Here is a 15,307-nt window from a genome sequence, read left to right on the forward strand (position 1 = left end):
CCGATTTGACATAAAAGGACGGTGCTTACAGCGCTAAGAGAGTCCCGCCGATGAAAAAAGGCACTGCGAGGGCCTCTCGAAAGGCCGCACTCACACAAGCCCAATGCGGGAGATTTCTAATGAACACCTTCAAGCTCACCGTTGCCGCGCTCGCTGCAACCGCCGCTTTCGCTGGCGCTGCCGTCGCCCGCGACCAGATTCAGGTTGCTGGTTCGTCCACCGTCCTGCCTTACGCAAAGATCGTTGCCGAGTCCTTCGGCGAAACCTTCACCAACTTCAAGACGCCGGTCGTTGAATCCGGCGGCACGGGCGCTGGTCTGAAGGAATTCTGCAAGGGCGTTGGCGAAGACACCATCGACATTGCCAACGCTTCGCGTCCGATCAACAAGAACGAAGCCGAAGCCTGCAAGGCTGCCGGCGTCACCGACATTCAGGAAGTCAAGATCGGTTATGACGGCATCGTCTTCGCAACCGACTCTTCCAACCCGGATGTTGCCTACGTTCCCGCAGACATCTACAAGGCCCTCGCAGCCCAGGTCGTCGTCGACGGCAAGCTCGTCGCCAACCCCTACAAGAAGTGGTCGGACGTCAACCCGAAGCTTCCGGCTGTTGATATCGCCGCCTATATCCCGGGCGAAAAGCACGGCACCCGCGAAGTCTTCGAACAGAACGTTCTCGCTGCCGGCTGCAAGGCTTCGGGTGCTCTCGACGTCATCGCCAAGGAAATCTCCGACAAGGCCGCTCAGACGAAGGCCTGCGTCGCAGTCCGCAAGGACGGCGCTGCTGTCGACATCGACGGCGACTATCCGGAAACGCTCGCCCGCATCGCCGCCAACAAGACCGGCGTCGGCGTATTCGGCCTCTCCTTCTACGAAAACAACGCCGACAAGCTCAAGGTTGCCAGCATGAGCGGTATCGTTCCGTCGACGGAAACGATCGCCAACGGCACCTACCCGGTTTCCCGCCCGCTGTTCTTCTACGTCAAGAAGGCACATCTCGGCGCCGTTCCGGGCCTGAAGGAATACGTCAACTTCTTCGTATCCGACCAGATGATCGGCCCCGACAGCCCGCTCGTCGAATACGGCCTGGTTGCCGCCCCGGATGCCGAGCGCGACGCGATCCGCAAGGAAGTCGAAGCCGGCAAGGCCATGTAATGATTTTGCCGGCGCGGCGCTGCAAAGCCCGCGCCGGCATTGCCTTAAATCCTGGCGCCGGCGTTTCCGGTGCAGGGTTGAATTCATTCCGCATGATTGGGCTTTTTGGGGCTATGGCCTGGGGACGTAACGAATGAGCACATCCGTCATACTTCTGTGCCTTGTGGTGATCGGCGCCGCCGCCTATCTGGTCGCGCGCAGCCGGGCCACGGCACTTGCCGGAGGCCGGTCCTCCGCATTGCATTCACGGCCGGCCTATTACGGCGCCTATGCGGCGATCTGGGCGGTTCTTCCCGCCCTCATCGTGCTTTGCGTCTGGCTCTCGGTCAGCCCCGGCATCATCCAATCCTCGGTGCGCAGCCACTTCCCTGAGGAGGTCAAGGCGCAAGCTGCAGTCGAGCAGGATCTGGGTTATTCCATGGTGGCGACGGTCGCCCGCGGTCTGACGATGCTGACCGCGGATGAAACCGCCGCGGTCGCCGGGGATCCGGCGGCTCTCCAGGCCAAGCTGAGCGAAAAGGGCGTGCCGCTTGCCGGCCAGCCGCTGCCTTACATGCTCGGCGCCGCCAAGACGCTCAACGCCATGAGCGCAACGAGCCGCCTCGCCATGACGGTGGTCGTCTTCATTCTCGCCGTTGCCGGCGCCTTCTATGCGCTGCGCGCCATCGCGCCGCGCTTCCGGGCCCGCAATCGGGTCGAGCGCGTCATGCTCTGGGGCCTGCTGCTCGCCTCGTCGATCGCCATCCTGACGACGATCGGCATCGTGTTCTCGATGCTGTCGGAAGCCGCGCGCTTCTTTGCCGCCGTTCCCGCCGCCGACTTCTTCTTCGGCACGGTCTGGGATCCGCGTTTTGCCGGCGCCGGCAGCTCGTCCTTCGGCCAGTTCGGCCTAATCCCGCTGCTGCTCGGCACGCTTTATATCGGCCTGGTCGCCATGCTGGTCGCCGTGCCGGTCGGCCTCTTCGCCGCCATCTACATGGCCGAATACGCCTCGCCGAAGCTGCGCGGGATCGCCAAGCCGCTGCTCGAAGTGCTGGCCGGCATTCCCACGATCGTCTACGGCTTCTTCGCGCTCGTCACCGTCGGCCCGTTCCTGCGCGATTTCTCCGCTCAGATCAGCGGCCTGCTCTCCGGCAACTACACCAACTTCATCCAGGCGCAGAGCGTCCTGACCGCCGGCATCGTCATGGGCATCATGCTGATCCCCTACGTCTCCTCGCTGTCGGACGACATCATCACCGCCGTGCCGCGGGCACTGCGTGACGGTTCGCTCGGTCTCGGCGCCACCCGCTCCGAAACCATCAAGAAGGTGGTTTTGCCGGCAGCACTTCCCGGCATCGTCGGCGCGCTGCTGATGACCGCCTCGCGCGCCATCGGCGAAACCATGATCGTCGTGCTGGCCGCCGGTGTCGCCGCCCGCATCCAGATCAATCCTTTCGAGCCGATGACGACGGTGACCGTCAAGATCGTCAATCAGCTGACCGGCGACCTCGAGTTCACCTCGCCGCAGACGCTGGTTGCTTTCGCTCTTGGCATCACGCTGTTCTGCATCACGCTTTGCCTCAACATCTATGCGCTCTACATCGTGCGCAAATACCGGGAGCAGTACGAATGACGGATATTGTTTCTCCCACATCAGGCGTCACCGTCTCCAAGGCGCCAGCGCGCCGCGATATCGGCATCAAGCGCCGCTACGCCGCCGAACGCCGGTTCCAGGCCTATGGCATCGCCGCCATCACCTTCGGTCTCGTCTTCCTGTTCATCCTGCTGTGGACGGTGATCGGCAAAGGCTACACCGCCTTCCAGCAGACGGCGATCACCCTGCCGATCGAATTTGCCGAGAAGACGATCGACCCCAGCAATAAGCGTGCGACCGACCCTTCGGTGCTGATTGCCGCCAATTATCCGGTTCTGCTGCGCGACGCGATCGTCAAGCAGCTGAATATCAACGCCTCGAGCAAGCCTGACGTGCGCGATGCAGCCGCCATGCTCTCCAAGGGCGCGCCGATCCAGCTGCGCGACATGGTCGTCGCCGACCCGACGATCATCGGCAAGACGGTCAATGTCACCGTGCTCGCCGACGCCAATGTCGACAGCGCCAACAAGGGCCAGATCGACCTTTCGGTCGATGAGAAGAACCGCAAGGTCAACGACAAGCAGGTTGGCTGGATGAACGAGCTGAAGGCGAGCGGCGCTCTGCACAAGCAGTTCAACACCGGCCTCTTCGTCAACGGCAATTCCAGCCGTCCTGAGGCTGCAGGCCTTGGCGTCGCCCTCATCGGCTCGCTCTACCTGATGCTGATCGTGCTGGCGCTCGCTCTGCCGATCGGCGTTGCCGCCTCGATCTATCTCGAGGAGTTTGCCCCGAAGAACCGGCTGACCGACCTGATCGAGGTCAATATCAACAACCTCGCCGCCGTCCCTTCGATCGTCTACGGTCTGCTCGGCCTATCCGTCTTCATCAACTTCGTCGGCATGCCGCGTTCGGCTTCGCTGGTCGGCGGCCTGGTGCTGACGCTGATGACCCTGCCGACGATCATCATCGCCACCCGTGCGGCGCTCCGCGCTGTGCCGCCGTCGATCCGCGCCGCAGCGCTTGGCCTCGGCGCTTCGAAGATGCAGATGGTGTTCCACCATGTTCTGCCGCTCGCCATGCCCGGCATCTTGACCGGCACGATCATCGGCCTGGCGCACGCGCTCGGCGAAACCGCGCCGCTGCTCCTGATCGGCATGGTCGCCTTCGTCGCCAACGCGCCGACGACACCGCTCGATCCCTCGACGGCCCTGCCGGTGCAGGTCTATATGTGGGCCAACGAGGCCGAACGGGCCTTCGTCGAGCGTACTTCGGGTGCCATCATCGTCCTGCTCCTGTTCCTGATCGTCATGAACATGGGCGCCATCCTCTTGCGTCGTCGCTTCGAGCGCCGCTGGTAAACGGAGTTACAGATCATGAACATGTTGACGGAAGCTGCAGTTGAAAAGGCGCTGGATCAGAAGATGAGCAACGTCCCGTATAAGATGATCGGCCAGGATGTCTCGGTTTACTACGGCGAGAAGCGGGCGCTTTTCGATGTGAACCTGAACATCCGCGAAAACACCGTAACCGCGCTGATCGGCCCGTCCGGCTGCGGCAAGTCGACCTTCCTGCGGAGCCTGAACCGCATGAACGACACGATCGACGGTTGCCGCGTCGCCGGCAAGATCACGCTGGACGGCGACGATATCTATGATCCCGATATCGACGTCGTCGAACTGCGCGCCCGCGTCGGCATGGTCTTCCAGAAGCCGAACCCGTTCCCGAAGACGATCTACGAAAACGTCTCCTACGGCCCGCGCATCCATGGCCTTGCCAAGTCGAAGGCCGATCTCGACCAGATCGTCGAGACCAGCCTGCAGCGCGCCGGCCTCTGGAACGAGGTCAAGGACCGCGTGCACGAATCCGGCACCGGCCTGTCGGGCGGTCAGCAGCAGCGTCTCTGCATTGCGCGCGCCGTCGCCGTCAGCCCTGAAGTCATCCTGATGGACGAGCCCTGCTCGGCGCTCGACCCGATCGCCACCGCCAAGGTCGAGGAGCTGATCCACGAACTGCGCGAGAACTACACGATCGTCATCGTCACCCACTCCATGCAGCAGGCCGCGCGCGTTTCGCAGCGCACCGCCATGTTCCACCTCGGCAATCTGGTCGAGGAGAACGACACCGACAAGATGTTCACCAATCCCGACGATCCGCGCACCCAGGACTACATCATGGGTCGCTTCGGCTGATTTTGGCGTCACCAAGCCTTCCCGTTATTCGAGGATAAAGCCCCATGGCATCGACACATATTTATTCTGCCTATGATGATGATCTGAAGTTCCTGTCCCGGCGGATTTCCGAAATGGGCGGCCTGGCCGAGCAGATGGTCGCCGAATCCGTCCGGGCGCTGGTCAACGGCGATACGGCGCTCGCCCAGAAGGTCATCTCCGACGACGTGATCCTCGATCACGCCGAGCGCGAAATCGGCGACAAGGCGATCGTCACCATCGCCCGCCGTCAGCCGATGGCCGCCGACCTGCGCGAAATCATGGGTTCGATCCGCATCGCCGCCGATCTCGAACGCGTCGGCGACCTCGGCAAGAACACCGCCAAGCGCGTCATCGCCGTGCAGAGCACCGGCGTTCCCCGCAAGCTCGCCCGCGGCCTCGAGCATCTCTCCGAGCTGGCGCTCGTCCAGCTCAAGGAAGTGCTCGACGTCTACACGACACGCGCCGCCGACAAGGCGAGTGCGATCCGCGAGCGCGACAACGAGATCGACGCGATGTACACCTCGCTGTTCCGGGAGCTCTTGACCTACATGATGGAAGATCCGCGCAACATCACCAGCTGCACGCATCTTCTCTTCTGCGCCAAGAACATCGAGCGCATCGGCGACCACGCCACCAACATTGCCGAGACAATCTATTACATGGCGACCGGCGCCCAGCCGGAAGGTGACCGTCCGAAGGACGACAGCGCCAACACCGTCGGCGCGGTCACGGAATAACCGCCTAAACCAGACGATTGCGTGCGCGCCCATGTGGGGCGCGCAAAGAGGTCGCAGCCGATTTTTGTGAATTTGCGCAGGATGCATTGCTTAAATCACCCCCGGTTTAAGGATCATGCGCGAGGAGACCGACACGCATGATCCCGAGAGTTGCAGTTGTTGAAGACGAGGAAGCCCTGAGCGTGCTTCTCCGCTACAATCTCGAAGCTGAGGGCTTCGAGGTCGATACCATCCTTCGTGGCGACGAGGCCGAAATCAGGCTTCAGGAGCGCACGCCCGACCTTCTCATCCTCGACTGGATGCTGCCCGGCGTCTCCGGCATCGAGCTTTGCCGGCGCCTGCGCATGCGGCCGGAAACCGAGCGCCTGCCGATCATCATGCTGACGGCGCGCGGCGAAGAGAGCGAACGTGTCCGCGGACTGTCGACCGGAGCCGACGATTACGTCGTCAAGCCCTTCTCGACCCCCGAGCTCGTTGCCCGCGTCAAGGCGATGCTGCGCCGTGCCCGCCCCGAGGTGCTGTCGACCGTGCTGAAATGCGGCGATATCGAACTCGACCGCGAAACCCACCGCGTCCACCGCAAGAGCCGCGAAGTCCGCCTCGGCCCCACCGAATTCCGCCTGCTGGAATTCCTGATGTCGTCGCCCGGCCGGGTCTTCTCCCGCTCGCAGCTCTTGGACGGCGTCTGGGGCCACGACATCTATGTCGACGAACGCACCGTCGACGTCCATGTCGGCCGCCTGCGCAAGGCGCTGAACTTCTCCAACATGCAAGACGTCATCCGTACCGTCCGCGGCGCCGGCTATTCAATGGAAGCCTGAGGGGTATCTGACAAAGTCGAGCAAGCTCCGCCCCTCACCCTAACCGACCGGGGTCGAGCCACGCGTCTCGACCCGTCCTTCGGACCCCCGTAAACGGGGCGAGGGGACGTGCCTCTGCGAGAGGTGGGTGAGGGCCGAGAGGTTGCGGCATATCCCCTTCGCCCCGCGCGCGGGGAGAAGGTGCCGGCAGGCGGAGGGGCAGCCACACCCAACGCACTCACAAAAAAACGGGCCTTGCAGCCCGTTTTTGCATCTCGATAATGCCTTACCCGCTCAGCTTGCCCGCGCCGCTGCCCGGCGGCGTTCGTTGATCGGCTGGTAGGCGAGTTTCTGGTGGTAGCTGCAATAGGGCGAATTGTCCGGGGACTCGCAGCCGCAGAAGTGGAAGTCGTCCTTCAGCGGATCGCCGACCGGCCATTTGCAGGTGCGTTCGGTCAGTTCCGTCAGGCCGAGGCGGCGCGAGATCGGCACGACCACGTTGCCCTTCGGCACGTATTCCATTTCCTCGACCGTTTCGATCTCGATCTCTTCCTTCAGCATCGTCGCGCCCTGCTGGCGGGTAACGGTGCGGGTGGCGATCCGGGAGGCGTAGTTCGGCGCGCGCGGCGCAGATGTATTGCGTTTCGGCGTCCGCGCCGTGGCGGCGGTGCCGCCGGCCTTGGCGCGGCCGGGAAGGCTCAGCCTGTGTACCTTGCCGATCACGGCGTTTCTGCTGACGCCGCCAAGTTGTGCCGCGATCTGGCTGGCGCTCAGTCCTTCGGCCCAAAGCTTCTTGAGTTTCTCGACCCGCTCGTCTGTCCAGTTCATGCCCTGTCTCCACCTTTCGCGTTGGTGATGGCAGAATCCCTCACCGTTGTCCCGGAAGCCTCCGAAACAAGAAACGCCTGATCAATTTTGGTGACTAGTTCCGCCGCATGCAGTCTAGTAATTGAACTTTAACCTAGTGTGAGCCTGACTCCGTGACAAGAGTCGCATGAATCCGGATGAATCGAATTCGGAGTTTTCCCCAACTTGCTGCCCCGGCGTGTCATTTCTGCAATATTGCCTGTTGAAGGTCGAAAACACCGCTGTACAAGCTTGCTGCATGCGCTAAGGGCGCAGTTTTGTTGACATTGCAGCGCGAAAAGGAAATAGTACCGCTGGCCGCCGCAAGGCGGCATTTTTGATTTTTCGGGCCTGGTTTTCTTAGCCGGAGTCCGTTGCTAGATAACGCTGATCGGGAGACCCGCGCCATGGCCGAAGCCGCGCCGCTTTATGACACCTATTCTCGTGCCCCGCTGCGGTTCGAGCGAGGCGAGGGCGTATGGCTGATCACCGAAGGCGGCGAGCGTTATCTCGATTTCGGCGCCGGCGTCGCCGTCACCTCGGTCGGACACAGCAACCCGCATGTGGTCGGCGCCTTGAAGGAGCAGGCCGACAAGGTCTGGCACCTCTCCAACATCTATGAAATCCCCGGCCAGGAGCGCCTGGCCAAGCGGCTGACGGACGCGACCTTCGCTGACAAGGTGTTCTTCACCAATTCGGGCGCCGAGGCGCTTGAATGCGCGATCAAGACGGCGCGCCGCTACCAGTTTTCCAAGGGCCATCCCGAGCGCTTCCATGTCATCACCTTCGAAGGCGCCTTCCATGGGCGCACGCTGGCGACCATCGCCGCCGGCGGCCAGGAGAAATATCTCGAAGGTTTCGGCCCAAAGGCGCCGGGTTTCGATCAGGTGGCTTTCGGCGATATCGAAGCGGTCCGCGCCGCCATCACCGATGCGACGGCGGCCATCCTCATCGAGCCGGTGCAGGGCGAGGGCGGTGTGCGCCCCGCCACCCCCGAATTCATGAGGGCGCTGCGCCAGATCTGCGACGAAAACGGCCTGCTGCTGATCCTCGACGAGGTCCAGACCGGCGTCGGCCGCACCGGCAAGCTCTTTGCCCATGAGTGGTCGGGCGTGACGCCCGATATCATGGCGGTCGCCAAGGGCATCGGCGGCGGTTTCCCGCTCGGCGCCTGCCTGGCCACCGCAGAGGCCGCCTCCGGCATGCAGGCCGGCACGCACGGCTCGACCTATGGCGGCAATCCGCTCGCCATGGCCGTCGGTGGCGCCGTGCTCGACATCATCCTCGCCGAAGGCTTCCTCCAGCAGGTGCGCGACGTCGCACTCGTTTTCCGCCAGGGCCTCGCCTCGCTGAAGGATCGTTATCCCGATGTGATCGAGGATATCCGAGGCGAGGGGCTGCTGCTCGGCGTCAAGGCCGCTATTCCCTCGGCTGAACTGCTGCAGGCGATCCGCGCCGCGCATCTGCTCGGCGTGCCCGCCGGCGACAACGTCATCCGCCTTCTCCCGCCCCTCGTCGTCACCGCCGAGGAAGCCCGCGAGGGCCTTGCCCGCATCGAACGCGCCGCCGAGAGCATCCGCGCCTCCAAGGTCAAGAAGACGGCTTGAAAGGATTGTGCCTGCGGGCGCACGACAGGTAAGAACATGGCTCCTAAACATTTCCTCGATCTTTCGGCCGTCACCTCAGCCGACCTCAGAACCATCATGAACGATGCGCTCGCCCGCAAGCAGGCCTTCAAGGCCGGCAAGGGCGACAAGCCGCTCGCCGGCAAGATGCTGGCGATGATCTTCGAGAAACCGTCGACGCGCACCCGCGTCTCCTTCGATGTCGGCATGCGCCAGCTCGGCGGTGAAACGCTGTTTCTATCCGGCACCGAGATGCAGCTCGGCCGCGCCGAGACGATCGGCGACACCGCCAAGGTGCTGTCGCGTTATGTCGATGCGATCATGATCCGCACCACCGAGCATTCCAGGCTCAAGGAGCTTGCCGAACATGCCACCGTGCCGGTGATCAATGCGCTGACGGATGATACCCATCCCTGCCAGATCATGGCCGATATTATGACCTTCGAAGAGCATCGCGGCCCGATCAAGGGCAAGACCATCGCCTGGACCGGCGACGGCAACAATGTGCTGCATTCGCTGGTCGAGGGTGCTGCGCGTTTCGGCTATCGCATGAACATGGCCGTACCCCTTGGTTCGGAGCCCAAGGATCACTATCTGAACTGGGCCCGCAATGAGGGCGCCGAAATCATGCTCTGCCATGATGCCGACCGAGCGGTCGAAGGCGTCGATTGCGTGGTGACCGATACCTGGGTCTCCATGAATCAGGAACATCGGGCCCGGGGTCACAACGTCTTCCAGCCTTACCAGGTCAACGCGGCCTTGATGGCGAAGGCCGGCAGCGATGCATTGTTCATGCATTGCCTGCCCGCGCATCGCGGCGAGGAAGTGACGGACGAGGTGATCGACGGCCCGCAATCCGTGGTCTTCGATGAGGCGGAAAACCGTCTTCATGCGCAGAAGTCGATTCTTGCTTGGTGCCTGGGCGCGATCTGAACCATAATCGGACGCCGCGTGTGAAAAACGCGCGGCCGCGCGAGCGAAGGGCACCCTGTCCTTTCGCTTGAAAACTAGGAGTGAATCCATGGCAGAAGCTGCAGCCGCCCTCGGCCAGTTCGATTTCGCCGGCGATGACCATGTCGTCCCCTTTCAGGTGGAGGGTCTGGATGTGCGCGGCCGCGCCGTCCAGCTCGGCCCGATGCTCGATGCGATCCTCGAGCGCCATCATTACCCCGCCCCCGTCGCCCGGCTGCTCGCCGAAGTCGTGGTGCTGACGGTGCTGCTCGGCACATCGCTGAAGTTCGACGGCAAGTTCACGGTGCAGACCAAGGGCGATGGCCCGGTCGATCTTCTCGTCGCCGATTTCTCGACGCCGGAAAATGTCCGCGCCTATGCCCGTTTCGATCAGGCGCTGCTCAACAAGGCCGTTGAAGCTGGCGAAACCGAACCGGAGCAGTTGCTCGGCCGTGGCGTGCTCGCCTTCACCATCGACCAGGGCAAGTTCGGCCAGCCCTATCAGGGCATCGTCGCGCTGGACGGCACCTCGCTGGAGGAGATCGCCGGCGTCTATTTCCGCCAGTCGGAGCAGATCCCGACGCGCGTGCGCCTGGCCGCGGCCGAACTGCTCGACCGCGACGAGGCGGGCAAGCCGCGCCATCGCTGGCGGGCCGGCGGCCTTGTCGCCCAGTTCCTGCCGGAGGCGCCGGAGCGCATGCGCCAGCCCGATCTGCATGGAGGCGACGGCGACACCGGCAGCCGCCCGCATGGCGAGGACGATGCCTGGACCGAAGCGCGCTCGCTGGTCGAAACCATAGATGCCGACGAGTTGACCGACCCCCAGGTCGGCACCGAGCGGCTGCTGTTCCGCCTGTTCCACGAGCGCGGTGTTCGCGTCTACGAACCGCGCGCGGTCTTCGACCGCTGCAGCTGTTCGCGCGACAAGATCAAGGGCGTGCTGAAAGGCTTCACCGCCGAGGAGATCGAGGCCAGCCAGGAAGACGGCGAGATCGCCGTCACCTGCGAATTCTGCTCGACCACCTACCGCTTCGAGCCGGTCGAACTTCAGCCGGCTGAGTAGGCTCGGTTGAGCACGTTTAATGCATGTCGCCCGGAAGTGTGCAGCGGTTCCGGGATGACGACATGCATCAAAACAAAGAGCTTTAGAACCGATACAAAAGATTGGCGATGATGCAGCACGGTGACTCGACTTTTGGTAGTCACTGTGCCCCTATTATCCCAGCTGGTTCTTGGGGGATGGGGCCTCAATGCGTCTTTTGTATTTTGTACTCGCATTCATGGCTGCGATGCCACGAATTGTCTTGGCTGACGACGAAACAATCAAATGGAAAGAGGTTGGCGGCTGGACTGTGGCTGTCGATCCGACCTTAGGCAACGGCTGTTTTGTTCTCACGTCCTTTGATGACGGCACCGTTTTTCGTCTGGGCCTCAATTATTCAAAAAAGGAAAGCCCCTTTTACATAGTGTTCGCAAATCCGAACTGGAAATCCTTGGAAGTGGGAAAGCAATATCCCATCGAACTGTCGTTAGATCGTTCTCAATGGACGGCGAATGCGAGCGCTCTCGATCTTGATGGCTTCAAGGGACTATGGATCGATTTCAAGGATTCCGGTCTCATTGCCGAGTTCGCTCGTAAACTGAGTTTTCGCGCCACCTTTAACGGAAAACAGATTGTTGCCCTGAGTTTGAAAAACTCCGTCAGGGCAACGGGTGAGTTGCTCACCTGCCAGAAGGCGGTAAACGCTGCGGTCGCAAAACAGCCGGCACCGCCCCAATCAAAAGATCCGTTCGAAGCAAAGCCAGGCACCCAGGCCTCGGATCCTTTTGACCTTTAGTCGGTTGTTGACCGGTCAAGGCTGAGGATCCGCGGCCGCGGGTACGGCGTCCATGTTGGCACTGACTGGAAGGCTGCATTCGGCCGCATCTACGCGCAGTGCTTGCCGCATGGGTCCTCGGGTCAAGCCCGAGGACGACGGAAGGTGGCGAGAAACGAGCGGCAAGAGGCGGGACGTCTCGGAATTCCAGCAAAATGCGCAAGCGATTGTGCGTGAGAAGCAGGTAAAGCAAACCACTCCCAACAAAACCGCTGCACACTTTTGATGAATTTGCTCCCAGCTCCCGCCTCTTGCCGGTCGGTGTCCCCACCCTCCGTCGTCCTCGGGCTTGACCCGAGGACCCATGCGGCAAGCACGGCATTCATGTTCGCGCTCACGAAGCGACCGCGAACCTACGCACGTCAGTTCAGCACGCGCAGCAGCCCTGGTGAATCCAGCGAGAAGGCGGGGATGTCGACATCGAACATCTCGCCTTCGTCCGTTTCCATCTGATAGTGGCCGAACATCAGGCCGGAGGGGGTGTCGAGCGGGCAGCCGGAGGAATATTCGTAGGTGTCGCCGGGGCTGAGACGCGGCTGTTCGCCGACGACGCCGGGGCCGGTCACCTCGTCGACTTGTCCGTTCTGGTCGGTGATATTCCAGTAGCGGTTGACCAGGCGGACGGCGATGCCGGAATTGTTGCTGATGACAATCCGGTAACCCCAGACATAGCGATCGTCGTCCGGATCGGATTGCTCCTCCAGATAGAATGGTTCGACGACGACTTCGATATCTTTTGTGAGGGCGCGATACATGCCTTGCACCTTAGTCAAGATATGTTACCCGTATCTTATAAGAGGGCCTGTCCGTCAAGAAACGGAACGTTGATCGTGAATAAAACGGTCATGATCGAAGGTGTTTCGATCGTTAAGCCTAATTGTCAGCGTTAATTCCAATTCCGAACGCCGGCACGGCCGAACTTGTTCCCCCGGCCGGATCTTCGAGAAGTCCGGCCCGGCCGAACCCTGGCAAGCCGAACCCCAAATGAGGTCCGGCCGCCATTGTCGTCGATCAGGCCGAGACCTTGGCAAGCGCCTTGGCGAAATCCTCGATCAGGTCGTCGGTATCCTCGATGCCGGCCGAAAGGCGGACCGTGCCCGGGGAAATGCCGAGTTCGGCGCGCGCCTCTTCCGACAGGTTCTTGTGCGTCGTCGTCGCCGGATGGGTGATCAGGCTCTTGCTGTCGCCGAGATTGTTGGAAATCTTGATGATCTCGAGCGCGTTCTGCAGCGCGAAGGCCGCCTCCTTGCCGCCCTTCAGCTCGAAGGCGACGAGGGTCGAGCCGCCGGTCATCTGCTTGGCGATGATATCGGCCTGCGGATGGTCCTTGCGGCCGGGATAGATCACCTTGGCGACCTTGCCTTGCTCGGCGAGGAAATCGGCGATCTTCGCCGCATTCTGCGTCTGCTGCTTGACGCGCAGCGGCAGCGTCTCGATGCCCTTCAGCAGGGTCCAGGCATTGAACGGCGACATGGCCGGGCCGGTATGGCGGAAATAGTCGTGCAGGTTCTCGTCGATCCAGTCCTTGTCGGCCAGAACGACGCCGCCGAGGCACCGGCCCTGGCCGTCGATGTGCTTGGTGGCGGAATAGACGACGATATGGGCGCCGAGATCCAGCGGCTTCTGGAAGAGCGGTGTCGCGAAAACGTTGTCGACGACGACCTTGGCGCCGATCTGGTTGGCGAGCTTGGCAACGCCTGCGATATCGACCACCTCAAGCGTCGGGTTGGTCGGGCTTTCCAGGAAGAACACCTTGGTGTTCGGCCGGATCGCCTTTTCCCAGTTGGCAAGATCCCGGCCGTCGACCAGCGTGCATTCAACGCCGTACTTCGGCGCCAATGTTTCCACCACCCAGCGGCAGGAGCCGAAGAGGGCGCGCGCGGCAACGATATGGTCACCCGCCTTGACCTGGCAGAGGATGGCCGCGCTGACGGCAGCCATGCCGGAGGCAGTGGCGCGGGCGTCTTCGGCGCCTTCGAGCATGCACATGCGCTTTTCGAACATGTCGTTGGTCGGGCTGCCGTAGCGGGCGTAGATGTAACCGTCCGTCTCGCCCTTGAAGCGGGCTTCGGCCGCCTCGGACGTGTCGTAGACGAAGCCCTGCGTGAGATAGATTGCCTCGGATGTCTCGCCATATTGCGAACGCAAGGTTCCGCCGTGGACGAGTTGGGTTGCCGGGCGCCAGGTCTTGCTCATGCCATCACCTTCACATAACAAAAAAACCGGTCGCAAAAGCAGACCGGTTTCAACCCGGTCTTTTTAGCCACTTGTTTAACGTGGCTGCAAGCCGACCGGCCAAATCACCACGGGATAATTCTGCAATACTGCTGTTAGCTGCTTGCGTCAATTCCCCGTATTTGGTTTTGTCGGCGGCAAAATGATGGATGAGGCATGATGGCTCGTGAAACGGGAATTCTGGCGGACCGCGCGATATCGGCGCTGTTCGAAACGGGGCGTCTGATCTCCGAACGGGAGCTGGACCGCGACCAGATCCAGCCGGCAAGCCTCGACCTGCGCTTAGGCGCCAAGGCTTTTCGGGTGCGCGCCAGCTTCATGCCCGGCCCCTCGCATCTGGTGTCGGACAAGCTCGATCGCCTCAGCCTGCATGTGATCGACCTTTCCGAAGGCGCGGTGCTCGAAACCGGCTGCGTCTACATCGTGCCGCTAATGGAGAGCCTGGCACTGCCGGCCGAAATGTCCGCCTCGGCCAACCCGAAGAGCTCGACCGGCCGACTGGACATTTTCACCCGCGTCATCACCGATTACGCCCAGGAATTCGACAAGATCCCGGCTGGCTATGCCGGCCCGCTCTATCTGGAAATCAGCCCGCGCACCTTCCCGATCGTCGTGCGCCGCGGCTCGCGCCTGTCGCAGATCCGCTTCCGCGTCGGCCATTCGCTGCTCGGCGAGCCGGAACTTCTGAAACTGCATGAAAGCGAGACGCTGGTCGCCAGCAAGCAGCCGAACGTCTCGGGCGGCGGCATCGCGCTGTCGATCGATCTCAGCGGAGACAAGGACGGCCTGATCGGTTATCGCGGCAAGCACCACACCGCCGTCGTCGATGTCGACGAGAAAGATCAGCACGATATCTTCGACTTCTGGGAGCCGCTCTATAGCCGCGGCCGCAACGAACTGATCCTCGATCCTGATGAGTTCTATATCCTCGTCTCGCGCGAGGCCGTGCATGTGCCGCCGGATTATGCCGCCGAAATGACCCCCTTCGACCCGCTGGTCGGCGAATTCCGCGTCCATTATGCCGGCTTTTTCGACCCGGGCTTCGGCCACGCGCCGGCCGGCGGCCGCGGCAGCCGCGCCGTGCTCGAAGTGCGCAGCCACGAAGTGCCCTTCATCCTCGAAGACGGCCAGATCGTCGGCCGCCTGGTCTACGAACACATGCAGGAAAAACCGGCGAGCCTCTACGGCTCCGGCCTCGGCTCCAACTACCAGGCCCAGGGCCTCAAACTCTCGAAGCACTTCCGCATCTGACAAGCAGCACTCGACGCGACTTGACAGCGGCCCCCATCTGTTGGA

General features: G+C 62.2%; 14 protein-coding genes and 1 riboswitch. Of the genes, 11 read left to right on the top strand and 3 right to left on the bottom strand.

Going from position 1 to position 15,307, the window contains the following annotated elements:
- Positions 1 to 119 precede the first annotated feature (119 nt).
- The 6 genes from BBJ66_RS02705 to phoB all read left to right on the top strand — a co-directional run bounded on the left by BBJ66_RS02705 (position 120) and on the right by phoB (position 6,498).
- Positions 120 to 1,154 (top strand): substrate-binding domain-containing protein, encoded by a 1,035-nt coding sequence (locus BBJ66_RS02705; RefSeq protein ID WP_071084801.1) that lies wholly within the window; start codon positions 120 to 122, stop codon positions 1,152 to 1,154.
- Between the two features lie 133 nt (positions 1,155 to 1,287).
- Positions 1,288 to 2,769: a phosphate ABC transporter permease subunit PstC gene (gene pstC, locus BBJ66_RS02710; RefSeq protein WP_071084803.1), complete on the top strand. Its 1,482-nt coding sequence runs from the start codon at positions 1,288 to 1,290 to the stop codon at positions 2,767 to 2,769.
- Entirely contained in the window at positions 2,766 to 4,088 is a 1,323-nt protein-coding gene (gene pstA, locus BBJ66_RS02715; RefSeq protein ID WP_071084804.1) for a phosphate ABC transporter permease PstA, read from the top strand. Before pstC ends, pstA begins: the two co-directional genes overlap by 4 nt.
- Before the next feature lie 15 nt (positions 4,089 to 4,103).
- Positions 4,104 to 4,919 (top strand): phosphate ABC transporter ATP-binding protein PstB, encoded by an 816-nt coding sequence (pstB, locus tag BBJ66_RS02720; protein ID WP_049732262.1) that lies wholly within the window; start codon positions 4,104 to 4,106, stop codon positions 4,917 to 4,919.
- Positions 4,920 to 4,963: 44 nt separating this feature from the next.
- Positions 4,964 to 5,677 carry a phosphate signaling complex protein PhoU gene (phoU, locus tag BBJ66_RS02725; protein WP_003570614.1) on the top strand — a complete coding sequence of 238 codons (714 nt, stop codon included), beginning with the start codon at positions 4,964 to 4,966 and terminating at the stop codon, positions 5,675 to 5,677.
- Between the two features lie 137 nt (positions 5,678 to 5,814).
- A complete protein-coding gene (gene phoB / locus BBJ66_RS02730) occupies positions 5,815 to 6,498 on the top strand; it encodes a phosphate regulon transcriptional regulator PhoB (RefSeq protein ID WP_003570612.1) in 684 nt (227 codons plus the stop codon).
- A gap of 273 nt (positions 6,499 to 6,771) precedes the next feature.
- Here phoB and BBJ66_RS02735 read toward each other — a convergent pair whose 3' ends face one another.
- Positions 6,772 to 7,305, bottom strand: a complete 534-nt coding sequence (locus BBJ66_RS02735) for a GcrA family cell cycle regulator (protein WP_071084806.1) — start codon at positions 7,303 to 7,305, stop codon at positions 6,772 to 6,774.
- A gap of 425 nt (positions 7,306 to 7,730) precedes the next feature.
- Between BBJ66_RS02735 and BBJ66_RS02740 the strand changes: the two genes are divergently transcribed.
- From BBJ66_RS02740 to BBJ66_RS02755, 4 genes are all read left to right on the top strand, one after another.
- A complete protein-coding gene (locus BBJ66_RS02740) occupies positions 7,731 to 8,930 on the top strand; it encodes an aspartate aminotransferase family protein (RefSeq protein ID WP_071084808.1) in 1,200 nt (399 codons plus the stop codon).
- A gap of 36 nt (positions 8,931 to 8,966) precedes the next feature.
- A complete protein-coding gene (gene argF, locus BBJ66_RS02745) occupies positions 8,967 to 9,881 on the top strand; it encodes an ornithine carbamoyltransferase (RefSeq protein WP_003570603.1) in 915 nt (304 codons plus the stop codon).
- 88 nt (positions 9,882 to 9,969) lie between these two features.
- Positions 9,970 to 10,962, top strand: coding sequence for an Hsp33 family molecular chaperone (locus BBJ66_RS02750; RefSeq protein WP_071084810.1), 993 nt, complete (start codon positions 9,970 to 9,972; stop codon positions 10,960 to 10,962).
- A gap of 187 nt (positions 10,963 to 11,149) precedes the next feature.
- Positions 11,150 to 11,737, top strand: a complete 588-nt coding sequence (locus tag BBJ66_RS02755) for a hypothetical protein (RefSeq protein WP_071084811.1) — start codon at positions 11,150 to 11,152, stop codon at positions 11,735 to 11,737.
- 401 nt (positions 11,738 to 12,138) lie between these two features.
- On the opposite strand, the gene apaG is transcribed toward BBJ66_RS02755, so the two are convergent.
- Complete coding sequence (apaG, locus tag BBJ66_RS02760; protein WP_049732266.1) at positions 12,139 to 12,531, bottom strand: Co2+/Mg2+ efflux protein ApaG; 393 nt, start codon at positions 12,529 to 12,531, stop codon at positions 12,139 to 12,141.
- A gap of 256 nt (positions 12,532 to 12,787) precedes the next feature.
- Positions 12,788 to 13,972 (bottom strand): O-succinylhomoserine sulfhydrylase, encoded by a 1,185-nt coding sequence (locus tag BBJ66_RS02765; RefSeq protein WP_071084813.1) that lies wholly within the window; start codon positions 13,970 to 13,972, stop codon positions 12,788 to 12,790.
- A 42-nt stretch (positions 13,973 to 14,014) separates the two neighbouring features.
- A riboswitch (SAM riboswitch) is annotated at positions 14,015 to 14,093 on the bottom strand.
- Positions 14,094 to 14,167: 74 nt separating this feature from the next.
- Here BBJ66_RS02765 and BBJ66_RS02770 point away from each other — a divergent pair.
- Positions 14,168 to 15,262, top strand: coding sequence for a 2'-deoxycytidine 5'-triphosphate deaminase (locus BBJ66_RS02770; RefSeq protein ID WP_071084814.1), 1,095 nt, complete (start codon positions 14,168 to 14,170; stop codon positions 15,260 to 15,262).
- The last annotated feature ends 45 nt before the right edge of the window (positions 15,263 to 15,307 follow it).

It is taken from the genome of Rhizobium sp. RSm-3, from assembly GCF_001854685.1.
Classification (GTDB): Bacteria; Pseudomonadota; Alphaproteobacteria; order Rhizobiales; family Rhizobiaceae; genus Rhizobium; species Rhizobium ecuadorense.

Excerpts from the sequence above, each read along its gene's own strand:
- BBJ66_RS02765 (WP_071084813.1), bottom strand. The coding sequence starts at position 13,972 with ATGAGCAAGACCTGGCGCCCGGCAACCCAACTCGTCCACGGCGGAACC.
- BBJ66_RS02770 (WP_071084814.1), top strand. The coding sequence starts at position 14,168 with ATGATGGCTCGTGAAACGGGAATTCTGGCGGACCGCGCGATATCGGCG.
- pstB (WP_049732262.1), top strand. The coding sequence starts at position 4,104 with ATGAACATGTTGACGGAAGCTGCAGTTGAAAAGGCGCTGGATCAGAAG.
- BBJ66_RS02755 (WP_071084811.1), top strand. The coding sequence starts at position 11,150 with ATGCGTCTTTTGTATTTTGTACTCGCATTCATGGCTGCGATGCCACGA.
- BBJ66_RS02740 (WP_071084808.1), top strand. The coding sequence starts at position 7,731 with ATGGCCGAAGCCGCGCCGCTTTATGACACCTATTCTCGTGCCCCGCTG.
- argF (WP_003570603.1), top strand. The coding sequence starts at position 8,967 with ATGGCTCCTAAACATTTCCTCGATCTTTCGGCCGTCACCTCAGCCGAC.
- phoB (WP_003570612.1), top strand. The coding sequence starts at position 5,815 with ATGATCCCGAGAGTTGCAGTTGTTGAAGACGAGGAAGCCCTGAGCGTG.
- phoU (WP_003570614.1), top strand. The coding sequence starts at position 4,964 with ATGGCATCGACACATATTTATTCTGCCTATGATGATGATCTGAAGTTC.
- apaG (WP_049732266.1), bottom strand. The coding sequence starts at position 12,531 with ATGTATCGCGCCCTCACAAAAGATATCGAAGTCGTCGTCGAACCATTC.
- pstA (WP_071084804.1), top strand. The coding sequence starts at position 2,766 with ATGACGGATATTGTTTCTCCCACATCAGGCGTCACCGTCTCCAAGGCG.
- BBJ66_RS02735 (WP_071084806.1), bottom strand. The coding sequence starts at position 7,305 with ATGAACTGGACAGACGAGCGGGTCGAGAAACTCAAGAAGCTTTGGGCC.
- BBJ66_RS02750 (WP_071084810.1), top strand. The coding sequence starts at position 9,970 with ATGGCAGAAGCTGCAGCCGCCCTCGGCCAGTTCGATTTCGCCGGCGAT.
- BBJ66_RS02705 (WP_071084801.1), top strand. The coding sequence starts at position 120 with ATGAACACCTTCAAGCTCACCGTTGCCGCGCTCGCTGCAACCGCCGCT.
- pstC (WP_071084803.1), top strand. The coding sequence starts at position 1,288 with ATGAGCACATCCGTCATACTTCTGTGCCTTGTGGTGATCGGCGCCGCC.